The organism is Kitasatospora sp. RG8, assembly GCF_017813315.1.
Taxonomy (GTDB): Bacteria; Actinomycetota; Actinomycetes; order Streptomycetales; family Streptomycetaceae; genus Kitasatospora.
In genome coordinates, this window is record NZ_JAGIYX010000005.1 from 187,817 (window position 1) to 210,083 (window position 22,267).

Sequence of the window (22,267 nt, forward strand, 5' to 3'; positions counted from 1 at the left end):
AGGAAGAGAGCACCACGAACAGCCATGGCTGACACGCCTTCGAATGTCGCAGTGAACACCGCCGGTTCCACGACCGCCGGTTCGATCGAGGTCGGTACCGCCGGGGCGGGCGCGCAGCTCGCCGGCCCCGGCACCGGCCGCGCCACCGTCCAGCAGCCGATCGACGCCCGCGTCGCGGTCAAGCCCTCCTACGAGGTCGGCGACTTCCCGGTGCCGACCGGCCGCGAGGAGGACTGGCGGTTCACCCCGCTCCACCGCCTGAACGGCCTGCACGACGGCAGCGCCGCCGAGGCCGCCAAGGGCGAGGACAAGGTCGAGCTGAGCCTGCCGGACGGCGTCACCGCCGAGACCGTCGGCCGCGACGACGCCCGCCTGGGCAAGGCCGGCAAGCCGGTCGACCGGGTCGCCGCCCAGGCGTTCAGCGCCTTCGAGGAGGCGCTCGTGGTCACCGTCCCCAAGGAGACGGTGCTCACCGAGCCGGTCAAGATCGACGTGCACGGCGAGGGCGGCACCCGCTTCGCCCACGTGGTGGTCGACGTCAAGCCGTTCGCCGAGGCCGTCGTGGTGATCAACCACACCGGCAGCGGCACCCGCGCCGCCAACGTCGAGCTGCTGGTCGGCGACGGCGCCAAGCTCACCTTCGTCTCCGTCCAGGACTGGGAGCGCGACGCGGTGCACGCCGCCCAGCAGACCGCCCTGGTCGGCCGGGACGCCTCGCTGAAGTCCGTGGTCGTCACCTTCGGCGGCGACGTGGTCCGCATCCACCCGCGGGTCTCCTACGCCGCGCCCGGCGGCGAGGCCGAGCTGTTCGGCCTCTACTTCGCGGACGCCGGCCAGCACCTGGAGCACCGTCTGGTCATCGACCACGACACCCCGCACTGCCGCTCCAACGTGGTCTACAAGGGCGCGCTGCAGGGCCAGGACGCGCACGCCGTCTGGGTCGGCGACGTGCTGATCCGCGCGGCCGCCGAGGGCACCGACACCTACGAGCACAACCGCAACCTGGTGCTCACCGACGGTGCCCGGGTCGACTCGATCCCGAACCTGGAGATCGAGACCGGCGAGATCGTCGGTGCCGGCCACGCCTCCGCGACCGGCCGCTTCGACGACGAGCAGCTCTTCTACCTCCAGGCCCGCGGCATCCCGGCCGACGAGGCCCGCCGCCTGGTGGTGCGCGGCTTCTTCGCCGAGCTGGTCCAGCAGATCGGCGTCGCCGAGATCCAGGACCAGCTGATGGAGAAGATCGAGGCCGAGCTGGAATCGGCGGTCTGAGTCCGATGAGCTTTCTCCGCGCCTGCGCGCTCAGCGAGCTGGCCGAGGACGTGCCCAGGCGCGTCGACCTCAACGGCGTTCCGGTCTCCGTCGTCCGCACCGACGAGGGGGTGTTCGCGATCAACGACACCTGCTCGCACGCGAACGTCTCGCTCTCCGAGGGCGAGGTCGAGGACTGCATGATCGAGTGCTGGCTGCACGGCTCCAGCTTCGACCTGCGCACCGGCAAGCCCTCCGGCCTGCCCGCCACCAAGCCGGTCGCTGTCTACCCCGTAAAGATCGAAGGGGACGATGTGCTCGTCTCCGTCAACCAGGAGTCCTGAGTACACATGGCAACCCTTGAAATCCGCGACCTGCACGTCTCCGTCGAGGCGGAGACCGGCCCCCGGGAGATCCTGAAGGGCGTCGACCTGACCGTGAAGCAGGGCGAGACCCACGCGATCATGGGTCCGAACGGCTCCGGCAAGTCCACCCTGGCCTACTCGCTGGCCGGCCACCCCAAGTACACCGTCACCGGCGGCTCCGTGCTGCTGGACGGCGAGGACGTCCTGGAGATGTCCGTCGACGAGCGCGCCCGGGCCGGCGTCTTCCTGGCCATGCAGTACCCGGTCGAGGTCCCCGGTGTCTCGGTCTCCAACTTCCTGCGCACCGCCGCCACCGCCGTCCGCGGCGAGGCCCCCAAGCTGCGGCTGTGGGTCAAGGAGGTCAAGGAGGCGATGGCCGCCCTGCAGATGGACCCGGCCTTCGCCGAGCGCAACGTCAACGAGGGCTTCTCCGGCGGTGAGAAGAAGCGCCACGAGATCCTCCAGCTGGAGCTGCTCAAGCCGAAGATCGCGATCCTCGACGAGACCGACTCGGGCCTGGACGTCGACGCGCTGCGGATCGTCTCCGAGGGCATCAACCGGGTCCGCTCGACCGGCGAGGTCGGCACCCTGCTGGTGACGCACTACACCCGCATCCTGCGGTACATCAAGCCCGACCACGTCCACGTCTTCGCGGGCGGCCGCATCGTCGAGTCCGGCGGTGCCGAGCTGGCCGACAAGCTGGAGAACGAGGGCTACGAGTCCTACGTGAAGGGCGGCGCTTCCGAGTGACCCATACGCACGAGTCGGCGGTCCTGCAGGGCCTGCTCGACACCGACGCGATCCGCAAGGACTTCCCCGTCCTCCAGCGCCTGCTGCACGACGACAAGCCGCTGGTCTACCTGGACAACGCGGCGACCTCGCAGAAGCCGCGCCAGGTCCTGGAGGCGCTGAACGCCTACTACGAGCGGCACAACGCCAACGTCCACCGCGGCGTGCACGTGCTCGCCGAGGAGGCCACGGCGCTGTACGAGGGCGCCCGTGACAAGGTCGCGGCGTTCATCAACGCGCCGAGCCGCAACGAGGTGGTCTTCACCAAGAACGCCTCGGAGTCGCTCAACCTGGTCGCCAACATGCTGACCTGGGCGGACGAGCCGTACCGGGTGGACGCCGAGTCCGAGATCGTCATCACGGAGATGGAGCACCACTCCAACATCGTCCCGTGGCAGCTGCTCTCGCAGCGCACCGGCGCGAAGCTGAAGTGGTTCGGGCTGACCGACGAGGGCCGGCTCGACCTGTCCAACATCGACGAGCTGATCACCGAGAAGACCAAGGTGGTCTCGTTCACCCTGGTCTCCAACCTGCTCGGCACCGTCAACCCGGTCGAGACCATCGTGCGCAAGGCCCAGGACGTCGGCGCCCTCGTGGTGATCGACGCCTCGCAGGCCGCGCCGCACATGCTGCTCGACGTGCAGGCGCTGGAGGCCGACTTCGTCGCCTTCACCGGCCACAAGATGCTGGCCCCGACCGGCATCGGCGTGCTCTGGGGCCGCCAGGAGCTGCTGGAGGACCTCCCGCCGTTCCTCGGCGGCGGCGAGATGATCGAGACCGTCACCATGGGCTCGTCCACCTACGCCCCGGCGCCGCACAAGTTCGAGGCGGGCACCCCGCCGATCGCCCAGGCGGTCGGGCTGGGCGCGGCCATCGACTACCTGTCGGGCATCGGCATGGAGAAGATCGCCGCCCACGAGCACGCCATCACCGCGTACGCGGTCGAGCGGCTGCTGGAGGTTCCGGACCTGCGGATCATCGGCCCGCGCACGGCCGTGGACCGCGGTGCGGCCATCTCGTTCACGCTCGGCGACATCCACCCGCACGACGTGGGCCAGGTGCTGGACGAGCAGGGCATCGCCGTGCGCGTCGGCCACCACTGCGCGCGGCCGGTCTGCCTGCGGTACGGAATTCCGGCGACCACGCGGGCGTCGTTCTACCTGTACTCGACGCCGGGCGAGGTCGACGCCCTGATCGACGGCCTGCACCACGTCCGGAACTTCTTCGGCTGACAGGACGGCCCACCACATGAAGCTCGACTCGATGTACCAGGACATCATCCTGGACCACTACCGCAACCCGCACGGCAAGGGTCTGCGGGACGGCGACGCCGAGGTGCACCACGTCAACCCCACCTGCGGGGACGAGATCACCCTGCGGGTGAGGCTCGACGGCGCCAAGGTCGCCGACGTCTCGTACGAGTCGCAGGGCTGTTCCATCAGCCAGGCCAGCGCCTCGGTGCTGAACGACCTGGTGGTCGGCAAGACCGTCGGCGAGGCGCAGGCCGTCCAGGAGGCCTTCCTGGAGCTCATGCAGAGCAAGGGCCAGGGCGAGGGCGACGAGGAGGTGCTGGAGGACGCGGTCGCGTTCGCCGGCGTCTCCAAGTACCCGGCCCGGGTCAAGTGCGCGCTGCTGAGCTGGATGGCCTGGAAGGACGCCACCGCGAAGGCGCTCGCCGGGCAGCCCGCGGTCACCGACGCCCCCACCGACTGACGCAGAAGAGGAGGACCGAACCATGAGCGACACCACCGAGACGCCCGCCCCTTCCGCGGAGGGCGGCCCGACCGTCATCGTCGGCACCACCGCCGGCACCGTCTCCGTCGAGGACCTGACCGAGGCCCTGATGGACGTCGTCGACCCCGAGCTGGGCATCGACGTCGTCAACCTGGGCCTGATCTACGGGATCCACATCGACGAGTCCGACGTGGCCACCATCGACATGACGCTCACCTCGGCGGCCTGCCCGCTGACCGACGTCATCGAGGACCAGGCCAAGACGGCCACCGACGGCCTCGTCCAGGACCTGCGCATCAACTGGGTCTGGATGCCGCCGTGGGGCCCCGACAAGATCACCGACGACGGCCGCGACCAGCTCCGCGCCCTCGGCTTCAACGTCTGAGGCCTGCCGCCCGTCAACCCGCTGCCGCGCGATTCTCCCCTTCGGGGGAATGATTCGCGCGGCAGTGGTATATCTGCCGGTGGGTGGCGAGACTGCTGCCGCGACCACGGAGGGAGCGACGTGATGGCTGTGGAAGCTGTCGGGCATTGGACGCTGCCCGACTCGGCGTACGCCATGTGGGTCCGGGGCGAGCTCGACGAGTACCTGCGGATCCCCGACGACGGCACGCGGGTCGAGGTGGTCGGAGGGGAGTTCGTCGTGTCACCAGCACCGGTATACGCCCACGGGGGCATCCTCTCGGACATCCAGGAGGCGGTCCTGCGAGCGAAGATCGCAGATGCGGAGTTCGCCTGGCGGGGTGTCCAGACCGTCAACCTCGACCTTGTGGAGATCGGGGACGGTTACGTCCCGGACATGGTGATCGTGCACAGGGACACCGATGCCCGAGGACGCGCCGAGGAGACACTGCACGTTCATCCGGGAGACCTGGGGCTCGTTGTCGAGGTGACCTCCTCCTCCAACGCGCACAACGACCGTCGTCCCGTGCTCGGCCGGCGGCTCAAGCCCACCAAGTGGAGCGGGTACGCGCGCACCGGTATGCCGTACTACCTGCTCGTGGACCGTGATCCGCGGAACCCCGGCGTCACGCTGTTCGGCGAGCCGGACCGCGGTGAGGGGAGCTACGAGGTCCTCGGCGAATGGAAGTTCGGTGAGCCGCTGGAGCTGCCGGCGCCTTTCGGTTTCGAGATCCGTACGGACGGCTGGAAGCCCTGGGCCCTGTAGGCCCGCACGAAACGCCGCCGCCCGGTACGGGATCCGTACCGGGCGGCGGCTTCTTGCTGTCAGGAGGTCAGGCCCGCTTCGGGCGCTTGGCCACGGCGGCCGCCAAGGCCACGCAGACGAGTGCGGCCACGGCGGCGAAGCCGCTGACGGCGGGGAGCAGTCCGTAGACCTGGACGAGCGCGCCGACGCCGACGATCGGCAGCGACGAGCCGAGGTAGACGATGACCCAGAGCGAGCTGAGCTCGGAGCCCCGGCGTTCCGGATTCATCGCCGCCACGGCGGAGGTGAACAGCGAGCGGAACGCGACGCCCTGGCACGCGCCGCCGAGGACGCTGCCGATGAAGAGCAGGGCCGGGGTGCCGGTGTACTGGGCGGTGACGACCAGGCCGAGGCCGGCGGCCAGGCCGGTCAGGCCCAGGGCGATCACCACGCGGTCGGCGGTCGGCGGGACGAGCAGCTGGGCGACGGCCGAGGAGCCGAGCAGCAGGGCGGCGACCACGGCGCCGGTCAGCCGGGAGTCGCTGTGCAGCAGCTTGGCGGAGAACGCCGGGGCCAGGCTGAGGTAGACGCCGAAGACCGCGTACGAGACGAAGCCGGCGCCGGAGGCCAGCAGGAACTCGCGGCGGCCGGTGGCCGGCAGGGCGAGCCGCTGCGGGCGCAGGTGGGCCGGGGTGGTGATGCGCGGCGGGGAGGCCGGCGGGCGGTTGCGGCCGGGCATCCGGGGGTGGACCACGGCGAGCGGCACGCAGAGCGCGAGCAGGGCGACGGCGTGCAGCAGGAACGGGGTCAGCAGCGGATCGGAGCCGCCGGCCAGCAGGGCGCCGACCACCGGGCCGAGCGCGACGCCACCGGCCGAGCAGGCGAGGGTCAGCTTGGCGGCCAGGGTGGGGCGCTCCGGCAGCAGGTCGCCGAGCGCGGCGCCGGCAGCACCGGTGGACAGGCCCACCGCGACGCCCTGGACGGCACGGCCCGCGGCGAGCTGCCAGAAGCTGCCCGCGGTGGCGAAGACGGCGTCCCCAGCGGCGGCCAGGGCCACGGCGGGCAGGATCAGGGCGCGCCGGCCGAGGTGGTCCGACCAGTGGCCGACCGCGGCGAGCACCGGGACCAGCGCGAACACGTAGATCGTGAAGAGGATCGTGGTGTCGAGCGGGGTGAGCGCCAGCCGCTGCTGGAGCAGCGGGTAGATCGGGGTCGCCAGGTTGGCGCCGACCAGCATGAAGAGGAGGCCGGCGGCGACGAGGCCGACGCGGACACCGCGCAACGCGTTCCAGCGGCTGATCGCGGCGAGCTGGAGCTGGGCACGCGGCGCGAGCTCCAGGGGAAGCAGGGCCTCCGACAGTCGGCGTCCGTCGAACTGCGCGGTGCGCAGGCCGGAGCCGGCAGGGGAGAGGTCCGCCATATCAGGGGTCTCCTGTGGCCAGGGCACCACCTCGGGCCGACATGGCCCGGGGTGGTGGCCTGGTACGGGTACCTCTGGTGGAGCGGGTGAGCTTGTTCAGGGGGAGGGCTTCGTTGCCCGGTGGCCCGCGCGGGGTGTGCACGGCACCGTTTCGAAGGATAAGGGGTGGGCGCACGGCTGCGGCGCGCGCCCCGGGAGGCCGGGCGTCGGGGGTGCCGGACCTATACGCTGAGGAAGTAGACATGTACGCGGAGCTGATCGGCTGACCGCTGGCTGTAGGGAGAACGCGCAACGATGGCCGGACGACGTCGGAAGAACGCTGGGGCCTCGTCGGCGGCTGCGCCGGGCGAGGAGGGGGCGGCCGGTGCGGTGCTGCCGGCCGACCTGGAGCTGCAGGACCTCTACGGGGCGTTCGCCGCGCACGGGCTGGACGACGAGGACCTCGACGACGCGGCCGTCCTGGTGCCGCCGGTGAAGCTGCCCGCCGAGGCGGAGCTGGCCGCGCAGGCGAAGGCCGTCCCGATGTTCGGGTACGCGCTGAAGCTGGCCCGCTGGGCCGCGCCGCACCGGGCGGTGGACGAGTTCGGCGACCTCACCGGGCCGGACCGGGCGCCCGCCGCCCGGCTGCTGGGCCTGGCCCCCGAGGAGGGGGACGCGCCGGAGGAGGCCGTGGTCGAGGCGATGCGCGCCTGGTCGCTGGCCTGCGACCTGGACCTGGTCGAGATCGGCACCACCGAGGCCGGCGAGCACGTGGCCGTCCCCGGGCCGGACCTCGAACCGGCCGAGCAGGGGGACGCGGAGACCGTCCTGGAGCTCTGGCTGACCGCCGCCGGGATCGTCCGGGAGCTGGCGGTGGAGGCGGACTCGATGCCGGAGGAGGGCGGGGAGGGCGCCGCCGGGGCGGAGGCGGCCGACGAGGACGAAGAGGACGAGGCGCGCCTGGCGCAGGTCGAGGAGGCCAGGGACGAGGCCGCGGAGTTGCTCGACGAGGCGCTCCAGGTGCTGTACGAGACCACCGCCTTCGCCGAGCCCGGTACCGAGACCGTGCCGCTCGGGGTGCTGGCCGCCCTGCTGGTCGTCCCCGAGGGGGAGGAGCCGAGCGAGGAGCTGCTCGGCGACATCACCGACGTGATGGTCACGCTGGACCCGATGCTGGGCGACCTCGCCGAGCTGGGCGTGCTGGACTACCGCCCGATCGACCCGGAGCTGTTCGACGAGGAGGAGGGCGAGGAGGGCGCGCAGCCCGCCGGCCCGGCCGTCGGCGAGGAGCCGCTGGACGAGGAGGAGTCGGCCCGCTTCGGCCTCGTCCGGCTGACCCCGCTCGGCCAGTACGGCATCCGGCAGTGGCTGCTGGAGGACGGCTACGACGCGCCGCTGGTCGGCGAGCTGGCCCAGGGCGACGCCGCCGAGCTGCTGCGCGCGGTCTGCGAGTCGGCCAACGTGCTGCCCGACGAGGAGCTGCGGGTCTGGATCACCGGCCGGGAGCCGGAGGAGGCGGCACGCGAGCTGCTCGCCGCGGCGCGCGGCAACGACGCGTACGCGCCGATGCGCCGGATGCTCTGCCAGCTGGCGCTGGCCATGCTGGGCGCGCCCGCCGAGCCGGCCGTCCGGGAGGTGCTGGACGACCCGGAGCTGGGCGGGGGCGCGCGGGCCTGGCTGGCCGGCCTCGGGGCCGCCGACGTGCCCGCGCCGGAGCGCGGGATGGCGCTCTGGACGGTCGTCGACACCTTCGCGGCCCAGCTGCTCGACACCGGGGGCGACGCCGAACTGCTGCGCGAGCTGATCGCCGAGCTGCCGGTGACCGACAACCCGGCGAGCTACTTCGGCGAGCTCTGGCGGGTCGACCACCCGTACACGGCGGACGTGCTGGAGGTGGTCGGCGAGCTGCACCTGGACCGGACGGTGGCCAAGGAGGCCCGCAAGGCGGCCTTCAAGGCGCGGTCCAAGAAGTGAGGTCGAGGAAGTGAGGTGGCCCGCGCGGCGGGGGTCTACGGGAGGTCCAGCGAGCCGTCCTCGGTGAAGGGGAAGAACGGGTTGTGCGCCAGCTCCCAGAGGTGGCCGTCCAAGTCCTCGAAGTAGCCGGAGTAGCCGCCCCAGCTGGTCGCGGTCGGGGGCTTGACCACCGTCGCCCCCGCCGCGACGGCCGTCTTCAGGGCGGCGTCCACCAGCTCGGGGGACTCCAGGTTCACCGCCAGGGTGACGCCCCGGAACGAGGGCTCGCCGGTGGGGGGCACGCCGGCGTCGGCGGCCAGCTCGTCGTGCGGGAAGAGCCCGAGCACCGAGTCGGCGGTCCGGAACCAGACGATCTCCGGGCTGGAGGCCGACGAGCGCCGCCACCCCAGCGCCTCGTAGAAGCGGGCGCTGGCGTCGAGGTCGGCCACCCCGAGCGTCACGATGCTGATGCGGGCCGGGAAGTCCTTGGAAGCTGTCATGCCCGACAGCCTAGGAAGCGGGACTGACAAACCGCGTTCCTGACACGGTGTCACGGGTACCCGTCCGCCCGGCGGGGCAAAGGAGCTGATGACCCGGCAGGTCGGGCCACGTATCGTGTCCGGCAGACGCGCGGGAGCGGTGAGGATTCGGGGGTGCGGCGCGGGATGACGCGGGAGAGCGGTGGCAGGCAGGACGGTCTCCGAGGGGACGGGCCCGGGCGGGTGGAGGCGCGGGCGCGCGAGGACCGTTTCGCCGACCAGGAGGACTTCGCCCGCCGCACCCTCGCCGCGGCCGACTTCCCGGTGTACGGGGTCGCCACCGGGGTGGGCCCGGAGGGCGACGCACTGGCCGCCTTCGAGACCTCGGACGGCCTGCTCTCCTGGGTCGAGGTCCGCTCCGGCGACTGGACCTCCGCCGACGGCCCGTACGTCACCGTGCGCACCCACCGGCCCGGCGCCGACCGGCCCGGCGCCCTGCCCGAGCTGGAGGACGTGGTCGAGGACGAGCGCGACCGGGTCTACGAGCAGCTCGGCGTGGACGAGGGCGACTGCCCCGGACGGGTCCGGGCGCTGCGCGAGTGGATCACCGTCGACGGCGAGCCGCAGGCGGTCGAGGTGTACGAGGACCGGCGCGAGCTCTGGGACCGCCCGGAGGCCGCCCTCCCCGGCGTCTGCCCCAGGCCCGGTGCCGGGCCGGTCTGGGCCGTGCGGCTGTGGGTGGACGGGATGGCCGTGACCGTCTGCGGGCGCGGGGTGGCGCCCGGCGGCGTCGAGCTGGCCCCGGTAGCGGACGTCGAGCGCTACCTGCGCGGCCGGACCGCGCTGCTGCGCTCGCTCGCCTCCCGGCGCGGCCGGTACGTCCCCGTCGAGGAGCGTGAACTCGCCCCGGCGGCCGGGCTGGAGGCGCACCGGGCGGTGATCGCGCACGGCATCGCCGAGTCCGCCGCGATCGAGGGGCAGGTGCGGGCCGGGCGGACGCCCCGGCTGCCCCGCGGGCTGCGCGGCGAGGCCGGCGCGCTGCGCCGGGAGGCCGCGGTGCGCCAGCAGATGCGGCTCGCCTCGGAGACCCGGGAGGAGGCGGTGGCGGCCGTGACGGCGATGGTCAACCAGCTCAACCGGCTCTCGCTGCAGACCCAGTGGGTGGTCGGCACGCCGGAGGGGGAGGCCGCCGTCGAGGAGGTGATCCGCTACACGGTGTTCGCCAGCGAGGTGGCCAGCCTGCCGGCGCAGCGGGCCTGGGAGCGGGTGTGGCGCAACCGGCAGGGCGGCGAGGGTGACTGCGGGGAGGAACAGCGGCTCGGGGAGCAGCTCTGGCTCGCGGCCTGGGAGCAGTGGCGGGCGGCACGCGCACGGCGGTGACGGCGTCGGCGCGGCCCGGCGGGGCCGTGACCTGTGGTGCTCACGGCAAAGAACGGGTCATGGGTTCGAATACGGTCGGCAAATGACCACGCTGACGAGGCATCGGATTAACCGTGCGTTCACCGTACCGGCGGAGTCTGCTGGGCGTCGGCGACCAGCCTCGACACCTCGCACGCCACGTACCGGGCCCGCCCGGTCGGCGGCCCACCTCTCAGGAGTGACTCCATGTCGCTGTCCCGCCGGGACTTCGTCAACCGTTCCACCCTCGTCGGGGCCGGCGTCCTGATCGCCGGCAGCGCCGAGGCCCTGGCCAGCGCCCCGGGTGCGATCGCCGCCCCCGTCGGCGGCGAGGTGAAGGACGCCGCGACCGCCGACGCCGAGCGTGCCGCCGTCGGCTACGGCCCGCTGGTCAAGGACCCGGAGAACCTGCTCTCGCTGCCCAAGGGCTTCAAGTACACGGTGGTGAACCGGGCCGGCGTCACCAAGCTGCGCACCGGCGAGTTCACCCCGAGCAACCACGACGGCACCTCGGCCTTCGAGGACGAGCGCGGCGGCAACCTGCTGGTCGTCAACCACGAGCTCGGCGGCGCCCGCGCCAACTGGCCGCACCCGGTGCCGCTGATCGAGGGCCACGTCTACGACCCGGGCGCGGCCGGCGGCTGCACCATCGTGCACGCCAAGGCCAACGGCAAGGTCGAGCAGTGGGTCGGCATCGCCGGCACCGCCACCAACTGCGCCGGTGGCGTGAGCCCGTGGGGCACCTGGCTGTCCGGCGAGGAGACCGAGGACAAGGCCGGCAAGAACGGCTTCACCAAGGACCACGGCTACATCTTCGAGGTCGACCCGTTCGACGACGAGTACAACCAGAACCCCCAGCCGGTGAAGGCCTTCGGCCGGTTCGCGCACGAGGCCGTCGTGGTGGACCCGAAGCGCGGCCACGTCTACCTGACCGAGGACGCCTCGAACCCCAACGGCCTGCTCTTCCGCTGGACCCCGCCGGCCGGCTTCAAGCACGGCCGCTACCAGCTGCGGGGGCTCGCCGCCGACGCCGGCGTGCTGGAGGCCTTCAAGGTCTTCGACGCGCAGGGCAAGCTGGTCGACGACCTCTCGCGCGCCACCAAGGTCGGCACCACCTACGGCGTGGACTGGGTCAAGGTCCAGGACCGCGACGCGCAGACGGTCTCCATCCGCAAGCAGTTCAAGGACGGCGAGGTCACCCGCGCCCGCAAGCTGGAGGGCATGTGGTGGGGTGACGGCGGCTTCTACTTCGTCTCCAGCTTCGCCCGCTCGGAGAGCCCGCTCCAGCACGACGGCCAGGTCTGGTTCTTCAACCCCGTCCGGCGCACCATCACCCTGAAGGTGCTGCTCGGCGTCAACACCGACGTCTGGGGCGACCACGACAACTTCGACGGCCCGGACAACATCACCGTCTCGCCGTACGGCGGCATCGTGATCGCCGAGGACGGCGAGGGCGTCTCGCACCTGTTCGGCGCCACCGAGGACGGGCTGACCTACCCGATCGCCCGCAACGAGCTGAACATCGGCAGCGCCGAGAAGCCGGAGTTCAGCGAGTTCACCGGCGTCACCTTCTCGGACGACGGCAAGACGCTGTTCGCCAACATCCAGACCCCGGGCATCCAGCTGGCCATCACCGGCCCGTGGCACCGGCTGAACGAGCACAAGCGCGGCCAGGGCTACGGTCAGTGAGCCTGACGGCCTGACGGTGAGGGGCCTGCTCCGGCGGGCCCCTTTCCGGTTGTCCGTAGGTATTTCAGCTGTCCGTGGGGTTCAGCCGTTCGCGGGTCCCGGCGGGTCCCGGCGGCGCTCAGCGGGTCTCAGGCGTCCGCGGGCAGCCGGAGCTGGAGCATGGCCAGCAGCCGCTGCTGCGGCTGGGCCAGGTCGATGCCGGTCAGCTGCTCGGCCCGGCGGACCCGGTAGCGCAGGGTGTTGGGGTGGATGTGCAGGGCGTCCGCCGCGACCCGGACCTCGCCGAGCGCGTCCAGCCAGGCCAGCACCGACTCGGCGAGCCGGGTGCCGTGGCGGCGGTCGTACGCCGCCAGCGCGGTCAGCCGCGGGTCGCGCAGGCCGCTCCGCTCCTGGAGCAGCGCCAGCATCTCGCTGACCAGCACCTCCGCCTGGACGTCGATCAGCGCGGCGACCTCCAGCTCCACCCCGCCGCGGCCCATCGCGTCCAGGATCCGGTCCGCCTGCGCCCGGGAGTCGGGCACCTGGGCCAGGCCGTCCACCGTCGAGCCGATGGCCGCCCGCAGCGGGACGCCCAGGTGGTCCCGGGCCGCCTCGACCACCTCCTGCGCCCAGTCGCGGACCGTCGTCATCGGCAGGCCGGCCGGCAGTTCCGGCAGTAGCACGTACACCCGCGACTCGATCGGGGCGAGCAGGGCGGCGCGGTGCCGGGCGGCGGTGTGCACCGAGATCAGGCCGGTCACCTCGGCGCGGGTGAGTGCCTCGGTGGTCCGTGCGCTGTACGCCAGGACGGTGGCCGGGCGGCGCAGGTCCAGGCCGAGGTGGGTGGCGAGCGACTGGGGGCCGGTCGAGCCCTCCAGCAGGCCGGTGAGCAGGGTCTGGGTCAGCCGGACGTCCGCCGAGAGCTCCCGGCGCCGGCGCACCAGCTGGGCCGCCGCCACCCGGGCCGCGCCGACCAGGGCCTGTTCGGCGAGCGGGGCCAGCGGCTGGGCCCCCTCCTGGACCCAGATGGTGCCGAGCGGCTGCGCGCCGGCCCGGATGCCGATGGCCAGGCGCCGGCGCAGGCCGAGTTCGGGGTGCGGCTCGACCGCGATCGGGGCGTCCGAGGTGCGCAGGTGCTGGAAGATGCCCCACTCGCGGAGCTTGGACAGGTACGGCTCGGGGCCCTGCCAGCCGAGGATGGAGAGCCGCCGGAGGTCGTCGACCTCGTCGGAGTCGGAGGAGCGGGAGTAGGCCAGCACCCGGCTGGAGGTGTCCTCGACCGAGACGATGCCGTTGGTGAGCACGGCGACGGTCTGGGCGAGGGAGAAGAGGTCGCCCGCGTTGTGCTCGGGGGCGCCGGGCGCGTCCGGGGCGTCCGGTCCGGCGATGACCGCGCGGGCCAGCGAGTCGAGGTGCTCCCAGCGGGTCTCGCGGCGCACGGAGAGCAGGGCGACGCCCGCCTCGGTGGCCGCCTCGCGCAGGGCGTCGGCCTGGCCGGGCGCGTCCAGCTTCACCGCGACGGCGGCCGCACCGGCCCGGCCGGCCGCGCGCAGTGCCGGGAGTGCGGCCCGGCCGCGGGCACCGATGGCGAGGACGAGTTCGCCGGGGGCGGCGGCGGGCGGGTCCTCGGGGTCGAGGATCGCGACGTCGCGGACCGGGACGTCCAACCCGTGGGGGGCGGCCTGGAGTTCGACCAGCGGCTCGCCGAGGGACATCAGCAGCTGACGGAGCGGGAGCCCGGAGGTGGGCGGGAGGCCGGGCGTGGTCACTCTGGACCTCCTTCATCCGTTCGGACAACGGCGTCTGGTCGATTTTAGCCGGGCGGACAGAGTTGAGGTTCGTCGATCCTGAATAGTTGACCCTGACTATCCGAGAATGGATAGTCAGTACTGACCAAGTGATGAGGAACGTTCTCATGGCGAAGCGACGCAAGGTGTCGAACCCGCTGGCCCTCGCGGTCCTGGCCGAGCTCACGGCCGAGCCGATGCACCCGTACGAGATGGGGCGCCGGCTCCAGGAACACGGCAAGGACCGCAACATCAAGTACAACCGCAGCTCGCTGTACATGGTCGTGGAGCAGCTGCGGAAGGCCGGGTTCGTCGCCGAGCAGGAGACCGTCCGCGACACCCAGCGGCCGGAGCGCACCGTCTACGCCCTCACGCCCGAGGGGAAGGCGGAACTCGACGACTGGATGCGCGAGTGGATCGCCGAACCGCAGGAGGAGTACCCGTCCTTCGGCGTGGCCCTGTGCCTGCTCGTGGTGGTCCCGCCCGCCGAGGCGGCCGAGCTGCTCGGGCGCCGGCTCGAAGCGCTGGACGCGCGGATCGACGCCGAGCGCGCCCAGCTGCACAAGGCCGCCGGGATGGACGTCCACCCGATGTTCGTCATCGAGGACGAGTACGCCCTGGCGCTGCTGCAGGCCGAGCGGCGCTACACCGAACGCCTCATCGCCCAGCTCGGGGATCCGGACTTCACCCGGACCCTGCACGAGTTCCTGAGGAGCCTGGAATGAGCGCCACCAGTACTGAGGGCAACACCGGCACCACCCGCACCACCAGGAAGGCGCTGGTCGTCGGCGGCGGCATCGCCGGACCGGTGACGGCGCTGGCGCTGCGCAGGGCCGGCATCGAGGCGGAGGTCTTCGAGGCGTACCGGACCTCCGCCGAGGGGATCGGCGGCACCTTCATGATCGCCCCCAACGGGCTCGGCGCGCTGGCGACCGTCGGGCTGGAGGCGGAGGTCGGCCGGATCGGGCAGCCGGTCGGACCGATGGTCATCGAGGACGGCAAGGGCCGCGTCCTCGCCGAGTTCAGCGGCCTCGCCGACCTCCCGCGCGGCCGGCTGATGCGCCGCGCCGAGCTGTACGAGGTGCTGCAGCAGCGGCTGCGCGAGAGCGGCATCGAGGTCCGGTACGGCAAGCGGCTGGTCGGCGCGGAGGAGGGCCCCGACGGGATCACCGCCCGCTTCGCCGACGGCACCACCGCCACCGGCGACCTGCTGATCGGCGCCGACGGCACCGGCTCCACCGTCCGCACCCTGATCGACCCGGCCGCACCCGCCGCCGAGTACACCGGTCTGCTCGGCATCGGCGGCTACAGCCCCTACCGGCTGCCCGGCCGGGCCGGGCGCGGCGAGTCCGTGCACTTCGCCAACGGCGCCCGGGCCTTCTTCGGCTACTGGGGCCTCGCGGACGGCAGCGGCACGGCCTGGTTCAGCAACATCCCGCAGCCCGAGCCGCTCGGCCTGGAGCAGGTCCGCGCCGTCGGCCAGGAGGAGTGGCTGCGCCGCTGCCGCGACCTGCACGCCGACGACCTGCCCGCCCGGGAGGTGCTGCGGGTCGCCGACGCCACCACCATGGAGGTCTTCCCGCGGCTGGAGATCATGCCGTCCGTGCCGCACTGGTACCGCGGCCGGATGGTCCTCGTCGGCGACTCGGTGCACGCCCCGTCCAACAGCTCGGGCCAGGGCGTCTCGCTGGCCGTCGAGAGCGCCGTCGAACTCGCCCGCTGCCTGCGCGACCTGCCCGACCACACCGCCGCCTTCGCCGCGTACGAGGCGATGCGCCGGCCCCGGGTCAGGAAGATCGCCGCCGACGCGGCGCGCACCAACAGCCAGAAGTCCTCCGGGCCGGTCGGGCGGATGCTGTTCAAGGTGATCGCGCCGATCGCGATGCGGACCTTCATGAGCCCCGAGAAGACGCTGCGGCCGGTGCACGGGTACCGGATCGACTGGGACCGGCGGGTGCTCCCGGTGGCCCCCGGCACGACGGGCCGTCAGGGGCGGGCCGTGACCGCGGCGTGACCCTCTTCGTCGGGGCGGACAACGCCGTACGGGGGACTTTAGCCGCCAGGCCAATCAAGTGGGGCCCGGTGCAGGAATAGCGTTCGGGTTGTGGCCGACGTGCGACCCACGTCGGCATCCCCCCATGAACCGAAGGAGAGCGTGCGCTCATGGATGCTGTGACCCAGGTCCCCGCGCCGGTGAACGAGCCGGTCCACAGCTACGCCCCCGGCAGCCCGGAACGGGCCCGCCTGGAGGCCAAGCTGAAGGAGCTGGGCGGCCAGGAGCCGGTCCAGCTGACCATGACGATCAACGGTGAGCGCCGCCTCGGCGGCGGCACCGAAATCCACGTCGTCCAGCCGCACAACCACGCGGCGAGGCTCGGTACGCTGCGCAACGCCACCCAGGCCGACGCGCAGGACGCCATCGACGCTGCCCTGGCCGCCGCCCCGGCCTGGCAGGCGCTCTCCTTCGACTCGCGGGCCGCGATCTTCCTCAAGGCCGCCGACCTGCTGGCCGGCCCCTGGCGCGAGACCCTGGCCGCCGCCACCATGCTCGGCCAGTCCAAGACCGCCCAGCAGGCCGAGATCGACACCCCCTGCGAGCTGGTCGACTTCCTGCGCTTCAACGTGCACTTCGCCCGCCAGATCATGGCCGAGCAGCCGATCTCCTCGGACGGCGTGTGGAACCGCAGCGACCACCGCCCGCTGGAGGGCTTCGTCTACGCGATCACCCCGTTCAACTTCACCGCCATCGCCGGCAACCTGCCGACCGCGCCGGCGCTCATGGGCAACGTGGTGCTCTGGAAGCCGTCCCCGACCCAGCAGTTCTCCGCGCACCTGCTGATGCAGCTGCTGGAGGAGGCCGGGCTGCCCAAGGGCGTCATCAACATGGTCACCGGTGACGGCCTGGACGTCTCCGCCGTCGCGCTGAAGCACCCGTCGCTGGCCGGCATCCACTTCACCGGCTCCACCGCCACCTTCCAGCACCTGTGGCGCGAGGTCGGCAACAACATCGCCGGCTACCGCACCTACCCGCGGATCGTCGGCGAGACCGGCGGCAAGGACTTCCTGGTCGCCCACCCGTCCGCCGACCCGGCCGTGCTGAAGACCGCGATGACCCGCGGCGCCTTCGAGTTCCAGGGCCAGAAGTGTTCCGCCCTGTCGCGCGCCTACGTCCCGGCCTCGCTCTGGGCCGGCCTCAAGGACGCGTTCCGCGACGAGGTCGAGGGCCTCACCATGGGTGACGTCAGCGACCTGTCGAACTTCATGTCGGCCGTCATCGACGAGCGCTCGTTCGCCAAGAACAAGGCCGCCATCGACCGGGCCCAGGCCGACCCGCAGGTCGAGGTGCTGGCCGGCGGCACGTACGACGACTCGGTGGGCTACTTCGTCCGCCCGACCGTGCTGGTCTGCCAGGACCCGGCGAGCGAGTACTTCAAGGACGAGTACTTCGGCCCGATCCTCGCCGTGTACGTCTACGAGGACGAGAAGTACGACGAGATGCTGGCGCAGATGGAGTCGGTGTCCGCCTACGGCCTGACCGGCGCGATCATCGCCCAGGACCGCGAGGCCGTCCAGCACGCGATGCTCAAGCTGCGCAACGCGGCCGGCAACTTCTACATCAACGACAAGCCGACCGGCGCGGTCGTCGGCCAGCAGCCCTTCGGCGGCGGCCGGGCCTCCGGGACCAACGACAAGGCCGGCGCCAAGCAGAACCTGGCGCGCTGGACCTCGACCCGTTCGGTCAAGGAGACCTTCGTCCCGCCGACGGACTACCGCTACCCGCACATGGGCTGAGTGCCCCTTCCCGCGCCCGGTCCCGCAGCCGGGCGCACCCGGGCGGCGGACCCCACCCCCTGGTCCGCCGCCCGCTTTCTGCCACCCTTAGAAGCACCAGCTCCAGGAGTCACGATGCTCCGTTCCGCCCTCCTCGCGGCCTCCCGCTCCCCGCAGGTCCGCACCGTGGTCGAGAAGTTCCCGCCGACCCACGCCATAGTCGAGCGCTTCGTCGCCGGCGAGCAGCTCGACGACGCCGTCACCGCGTGCGACGACCTGGTCGCCACCGGCCGCAAGGTCACCCTGGACCACCTCGGCGAGGACACCCAGGACGCCGCCCAGGCCGCCGGGACCGCCGAGGCGTACGAGCACCTGCTCGCCGCCCTCAAGGACACCGGCCTCGCCGCCGGCGCCGAGGTCTCGGTGAAGCTGTCCGCCGTGGGCCAGTTCCTGCCCGTGGACGGCGAGAAGATCGCCCTGGAGAACGCCCGCCGGATCTGCGAGGCCGCCGCCGACGCCGGCACAACGGTGACCCTCGACATGGAGGACCACACCACCACGGACTCCACCCTCGCCATCGCGCGCGAGCTGCGGGCCGACTTCCCCTGGCTGGGCGTCGTCCTCCAGGCCTACCTGCGCCGCACCGAGGCCGACTGCCGCGAGTTCGCCGGCGCCGGCTCCCGCGTGCGCCTCTGCAAGGGCGCCTACAAGGAGCCCGAGTCGGTCGCCTTCCAGGGCAAGCACGACGTCGACCTCGCGTACGTCCGCGCCCTCAAGGTGCTGATGGCCGGCGAGGGTTACCCGATGATCGCCTCGCACGACCCCAACATGATCAAGATCGCCGGCCAGCTCGCCCAGTGGAACGGCCGCAAGCGCGACTCCTTCGAGTACCAGATGCTCTACGGCATCCGTCCCGAGGAGCAGCTGCGCCTCGCCGGCGAGGGCAACACCATGCGCGTGTACCTGCCCTACGGCCAGGAGTGGTACGGCTACTTCATGCGCCGCCTCGCCGAGCGCCCGGCCAACCTGACCTTCTTCCTGCGCGCCATGGCGACGCGCGGCTGAGGTCCGCAGAACCGCGAACGGCCCGCACCCCTTGTGGAAGGGGGGTGCGGGCCGTTCGTCCGTTCCGGCCTGCCGGCCTACAGGAAGGGCTTGGTGTCCAGCTCGAACTCGAAGGGCGCGGGGAGGGCCAGCGTCTCGCCGAAGGCGGCGAGATGCACTTCGGTGTACTCGTCGCGGTGCGGCTTACCGAAGAGGCTCACCTGCGACTTCTCGCGGTCGACGAGCAGGTAGAGGGGGATCCCGGCGCGGGCGTAGCAGTGGCGCTTGGTGATCCGGTCCTGGTCGGGCTTGCCGGACGTGACCTCGGCGACCATGGCCACGCCGTCCGGCTCCATCCAGGAGGGGGCTCCGCGGAAGAGGCGGAGTTCCTCGGGGGCGAAGGTGGCGTCCGGGATGACGTGGTTCTTCGGGCAGAGCCCACCGCTCACCAGACGGAGACCCTTTCCACCGGAGATACTCATGTCGGTTGCGGAGTATCGGACCACCTGCTTGACCAGGTGGCTGATGTAGTCCTCGTGATCGCCGTCCGGCGGTGGTGCCACGATGATCTCTCCCTCGATGAGCTCGGCCCGGAAGCCCTCGGGGGAGTGCAGGCTCAGGAAGCCCTCCAGCAGGATGTTCTCCTGCGATGGAGAGTCCGCGATCGGTTGCTCATGCGCCACAGCACTCATGATGCCCCTCCTTCAGGTGCGAGTCACGCTAGTAGCGGGTTCGCGGCCGTTATGCCGGGCACGCCTCTTTTTCATCCGACGGGGTGAGAGCGTCGGTCGCCCTGGCATCGTTGGGCTGGTGAACCGGGCTTCCTGTGAGAGGAATTGGGATGCTGAAGGCCTTCGCGGAACTGTCGACGCCGTTGGTGGCGGATGCGTGCGTGCGGCTCGGAGTGGGGTTGCGGGCGGCGCCGGCGGGCGTCGGGGCGGTGGTGCCGGGGAGCCGGATCGCCGGGCGGGTGCTGCCGGCGCGGCACTACGGGAGCGTGGACGTCTTCCTGGAGGCGTACGGCGCGGCCGGGCAGGGGGACGTGCTGGTGATCGACAACGGCGGCCGGACGGACGAGGCCTGCGTCGGGGACCTCGCGGTGCTGGAGGCGCGGGCCGCCGGGGTGGCCGGGCTGGTGGTGTGGGGCCTGCACCGGGACACCTCGGAGCTGGTGGAGATCGGGCTGCCGGTGTTCAGCTACGGCAGCCTGCCGCTCGGCCCGGTGCGGCTGGACGCGCGGGAGCCGGAGGCACTGGTCACGGCACGGTTCGGGCCGCACCTGGTGGGCTCGGAGGACGTGGTGTTCGGCGACGCCGACGGCGTGCTGTTCGTCCCGGCCGCGCGGGTGGACGAGGTGGTGGAGACGGCCGCCGGGATCGCGCGGACCGAGCGCGCGCAGGCGGAGCGGATCCGCTCGGGCGAAACACTGCGACGGCAGACCGCCTTCGACGACTACCTGGCGCGCCGGGCCGCCGACCCGTCGTACGGCTTCCGGCAGCACCTGCGGCGGATCGGCGGCGCCATCGAGGAGTAGCGGCAGGGGAGTTCAGAGTGCCCGGTGCATGATGTGCAGGCCGACGTAGCCCTCGGTCGGGTGGCGGAAGCCCTCGGGGAGGGTGCCGATGACGGTGAAGCCCAGCGACTCGTAGAGCTTCACCGCGTGCTCGTTGGAGGCGACCACGGCGTTGAACTGCATCGCCCGGTAGCCGGCCCGGCGCGCCCAGTCGATGGTGTACTCCGCGAGGGCCCGGCCGACGCCGCGGCCGGAGTGGGCCGGGTCGACCATGTAGCTGGCGCTGGCGATGTGCGAGCCGTTGCCCTGGTGGTTGCGGTTCATCTTGGCGCTGCCGAGGACCGCGCCGGTCTCCTCGTCCACCGCGACCACCGTGCGGTTGGGCTCGGGGAGCAGCCACCAGCCACGGCCCTCGTCGAAGCCCAGGTCGAGCGGGAAGGTGAAGGTCTCCCCGGCGGAGACGATGGTGTGGAAGAACGGCCAGACGGCCGGCCAGTCCTCGGTGGTGGCTTCCCTGATCAGCATGGCGACATGATCACGGTCGGACGGCGGGGAAGGCAACAGCTTTCCCCGCCGTCCGGCCACCGCCGCCGTCAGAGCATCGAGGCGGCCGGCTTGACCATGGCGCGGGCGGTCTTGGCGTCGACGTACTCGCCGACCGCGGTCATCACCCACTCGCCGGAGTACTGGCGGACCAGCTTGCACATCACCACGCCGGTGTGCGGCTCGGACTGGGTGAGGTCGAAGCGGACCAGCTCCTGGCCCGAACCGGCGTCCACCAGGCGGCAGTACGCGTTCTTGACCTCGGTGAACTTCTGGCCGGAGAAGGAGTTCACCACGAACACCAGGCCGCAGACCTCGGGCGGCAGGCCGTTGAGGTGGACGGTGATCGACTCGTCGTCACCGCCGCCCTCGCCGGTGAGGTTGTCGCCGGAGTGGGCGACGGCGCCGTTGAAGATGCCCAGCTTCATGAACCAGGCGGTGTCGAGCTTCTCGCGCTGAGCGTCGAAGGCGATGCAGGACGCGTCCAGGTCGATGTTGCGGCCGCGGCCGGCGGGCTCCCAGCCGAGGCCCATCCGGACGGAGGAGAGGAAGGGCTTGCCGTTCTTCTCCAGGGAGACGGAGCCGCCCTTGGTGAGGCTGACCCGGCCCTTGTCCAGGGTGACCTTGGTGAGGGAGGCCGGCGGCGCGGCGGGCGCGGCGGCGGGGGCCGGGGGCGGGTTGCCGGCGAGGGCCACCCGCGGGTCGACGGGGGGAGCCGACGGTGCGGCCGGGGGAGCGGGCGGCGCTACCGGTGCGGCGGGCGTGACCGGAGCGGCCGGGGCAGCCGGTGCGGCGACGGGGGCGGCGGCCGCCGGGGCGGGCTCGTCGTCGACGGTGACGCCGAAGTCGGTGGCGATGCCGGCCAGGCCGTTGGCGTAGCCCTGGCCGACGGCGCGGACCTTCCAGGCGCCGTTGCGCTGGTAGACCTCGACCACGATCAGTGCGGTCTCCCGGCCGAGCTGCGGCGGGGTGAAGGTGACCAGCACCTCGCCGGTGGCGGTGTCGCGGACGGTGGCGGTCGGCTCGATGCCGGCGAAGGTGGCGCCCGCCTCGTCGGGGCTGGCGGTGACCACGATCTTGGTGATGCCGGCCGGGATCGCGGCGGTGTCGATGGTGATGGCGTCCGGGGCGCCGCCGGAGGCCGGGCGGTGGGTGACGCCGGGGCCCTGCGGGGCGTTGAAGAACACGAAGTCGGCGTCCGAGCGGACCTTTCCGGCGTCGGTCAGCAGCAGGCCGGAGACGTCCAGCGCCTTGGGTGCGGTGACCTCGACGGTCACCCGCGCGGCGGTCAGCGGGGCGTTGCCGCCTTGGGTCAGGACCGTGGACACGAACTCCTCCTCGGATGCGGTGGCACGGCGTTGGGGACCCGCGTCCGGGGTTCCGTGCCGAGTGGTACCCACAGTAACGAACGGGGTTGCTGGGAAGA

General features: G+C 72.2%; 21 protein-coding genes. 15 read left to right on the forward strand and 6 right to left on the reverse strand.

From position 1 onward, the window contains the following. The first annotated feature begins 24 nt into the window (after positions 1–24). The 7 genes from sufD (at position 25) to J5Y04_RS10735 (ending at position 5,307) form a co-directional block, all read left to right on the forward strand. Positions 25–1,272, forward strand: a complete 1,248-nt coding sequence (gene sufD / locus J5Y04_RS10705) for a Fe-S cluster assembly protein SufD (protein ID WP_209411712.1) — start codon at positions 25–27, stop codon at positions 1,270–1,272. Between the two features lie 5 nt (positions 1,273–1,277). Next, complete coding sequence (locus J5Y04_RS10710) at positions 1,278–1,595, forward strand: bifunctional 3-phenylpropionate/cinnamic acid dioxygenase ferredoxin subunit (RefSeq protein ID WP_209411713.1); 318 nt, start codon at positions 1,278–1,280, stop codon at positions 1,593–1,595. Positions 1,596–1,601: 6 nt separating this feature from the next. Beyond that, complete coding sequence (sufC, locus tag J5Y04_RS10715) at positions 1,602–2,366, forward strand: Fe-S cluster assembly ATPase SufC (protein WP_209411714.1); 765 nt, start codon at positions 1,602–1,604, stop codon at positions 2,364–2,366. Positions 2,367–2,389: 23 nt separating this feature from the next. Then, entirely contained in the window at positions 2,390–3,637 is a 1,248-nt protein-coding gene (locus J5Y04_RS10720) for a cysteine desulfurase (RefSeq protein WP_209411868.1), read from the forward strand. 16 nt (positions 3,638–3,653) lie between these two features. Beyond that, positions 3,654–4,118, forward strand: a complete 465-nt coding sequence (gene sufU / locus J5Y04_RS10725; protein WP_209411715.1) for a Fe-S cluster assembly sulfur transfer protein SufU — start codon at positions 3,654–3,656, stop codon at positions 4,116–4,118. Positions 4,119–4,140: 22 nt separating this feature from the next. After that, positions 4,141–4,524, forward strand: a complete 384-nt coding sequence (locus J5Y04_RS10730; RefSeq protein WP_148642511.1) for a metal-sulfur cluster assembly factor — start codon at positions 4,141–4,143, stop codon at positions 4,522–4,524. Positions 4,525–4,647: 123 nt separating this feature from the next. Next, on the forward strand, positions 4,648–5,307 hold the full coding sequence (locus J5Y04_RS10735) for a Uma2 family endonuclease (protein ID WP_209411716.1): 660 nt from the start codon (positions 4,648–4,650) through the stop codon (positions 5,305–5,307). A gap of 67 nt (positions 5,308–5,374) precedes the next feature. On the opposite strand, the gene J5Y04_RS10740 is transcribed toward J5Y04_RS10735, so the two are convergent. Then, on the reverse strand, positions 5,375–6,706 hold the full coding sequence (locus J5Y04_RS10740) for an MFS transporter (RefSeq protein WP_209411717.1): 1,332 nt from the start codon (positions 6,704–6,706) through the stop codon (positions 5,375–5,377). Between the two features lie 294 nt (positions 6,707–7,000). On the opposite strand from J5Y04_RS10740, the gene J5Y04_RS10745 reads away from it, so the two are divergent. Continuing rightward, positions 7,001–8,659: a hypothetical protein gene (locus J5Y04_RS10745; protein ID WP_209411718.1), complete on the forward strand. Its 1,659-nt coding sequence runs from the start codon at positions 7,001–7,003 to the stop codon at positions 8,657–8,659. 35 nt (positions 8,660–8,694) lie between these two features. On the opposite strand, the gene J5Y04_RS10750 is transcribed toward J5Y04_RS10745, so the two are convergent. Further along, entirely contained in the window at positions 8,695–9,138 is a 444-nt protein-coding gene (locus J5Y04_RS10750) for a VOC family protein (RefSeq protein WP_209411719.1), read from the reverse strand. A 165-nt stretch (positions 9,139–9,303) separates the two neighbouring features. Between J5Y04_RS10750 and J5Y04_RS10755 the strand changes: the two genes are divergently transcribed. Both J5Y04_RS10755 and J5Y04_RS10760 read left to right on the forward strand, forming a co-directional pair. Continuing rightward, on the forward strand, positions 9,304–10,497 hold the full coding sequence (locus tag J5Y04_RS10755) for a hypothetical protein (RefSeq protein WP_209411720.1): 1,194 nt from the start codon (positions 9,304–9,306) through the stop codon (positions 10,495–10,497). A 225-nt stretch (positions 10,498–10,722) separates the two neighbouring features. Then, on the forward strand, positions 10,723–12,204 hold the full coding sequence (locus tag J5Y04_RS10760) for an alkaline phosphatase PhoX (RefSeq protein ID WP_209411721.1): 1,482 nt from the start codon (positions 10,723–10,725) through the stop codon (positions 12,202–12,204). Between the two features lie 128 nt (positions 12,205–12,332). Here the strand turns inward: J5Y04_RS10760 and J5Y04_RS10765 are convergent, their stop codons facing one another. Further along, positions 12,333–13,952, reverse strand: coding sequence for a helix-turn-helix domain-containing protein (locus tag J5Y04_RS10765; protein WP_307853046.1), 1,620 nt, complete (start codon positions 13,950–13,952; stop codon positions 12,333–12,335). Positions 13,953–14,098: 146 nt separating this feature from the next. Here J5Y04_RS10765 and J5Y04_RS10770 point away from each other — a divergent pair, with 146 nt between their 5' ends. The 4 genes from J5Y04_RS10770 (at position 14,099) to J5Y04_RS10785 (ending at position 18,806) form a co-directional block, all read left to right on the forward strand. Continuing rightward, the gene (locus J5Y04_RS10770) at positions 14,099–14,695 is read left to right on the forward strand and encodes a PadR family transcriptional regulator (RefSeq protein ID WP_209411722.1); all 597 of its coding nucleotides are present in this window, start codon (positions 14,099–14,101) and stop codon (positions 14,693–14,695) included. Further along, positions 14,692–15,984, forward strand: a complete 1,293-nt coding sequence (locus J5Y04_RS10775) for an NAD(P)/FAD-dependent oxidoreductase (protein WP_209411723.1) — start codon at positions 14,692–14,694, stop codon at positions 15,982–15,984. The genes J5Y04_RS10770 and J5Y04_RS10775 overlap by 4 nt, the downstream gene beginning before the upstream one ends. Before the next feature lie 149 nt (positions 15,985–16,133). Beyond that, positions 16,134–17,762, forward strand: a complete 1,629-nt coding sequence (gene pruA / locus J5Y04_RS10780; protein WP_209411724.1) for an L-glutamate gamma-semialdehyde dehydrogenase — start codon at positions 16,134–16,136, stop codon at positions 17,760–17,762. Between the two features lie 114 nt (positions 17,763–17,876). Next, the gene (locus J5Y04_RS10785) at positions 17,877–18,806 is read left to right on the forward strand and encodes a proline dehydrogenase family protein (RefSeq protein WP_209411725.1); all 930 of its coding nucleotides are present in this window, start codon (positions 17,877–17,879) and stop codon (positions 18,804–18,806) included. Positions 18,807–18,883: 77 nt separating this feature from the next. Here J5Y04_RS10785 and J5Y04_RS10790 read toward each other — a convergent pair whose 3' ends face one another. Then, positions 18,884–19,477, reverse strand: a complete 594-nt coding sequence (locus J5Y04_RS10790; protein WP_209411726.1) for a Uma2 family endonuclease — start codon at positions 19,475–19,477, stop codon at positions 18,884–18,886. A gap of 149 nt (positions 19,478–19,626) precedes the next feature. On the opposite strand from J5Y04_RS10790, the gene J5Y04_RS10795 reads away from it, so the two are divergent. Then, a complete protein-coding gene (locus J5Y04_RS10795; RefSeq protein ID WP_209411727.1) occupies positions 19,627–20,319 on the forward strand; it encodes an RraA family protein in 693 nt (230 codons plus the stop codon). Between the two features lie 12 nt (positions 20,320–20,331). Here J5Y04_RS10795 and J5Y04_RS10800 read toward each other — a convergent pair whose 3' ends face one another. Then, positions 20,332–20,823 (reverse strand): GNAT family N-acetyltransferase, encoded by a 492-nt coding sequence (locus J5Y04_RS10800; protein ID WP_209411728.1) that lies wholly within the window; start codon positions 20,821–20,823, stop codon positions 20,332–20,334. Between the two features lie 68 nt (positions 20,824–20,891). Further along, positions 20,892–22,157: a TerD family protein gene (locus tag J5Y04_RS10805; RefSeq protein ID WP_209411870.1), complete on the reverse strand. Its 1,266-nt coding sequence runs from the start codon at positions 22,155–22,157 to the stop codon at positions 20,892–20,894. Positions 22,158–22,267: the final 110 nt, after the last annotated feature.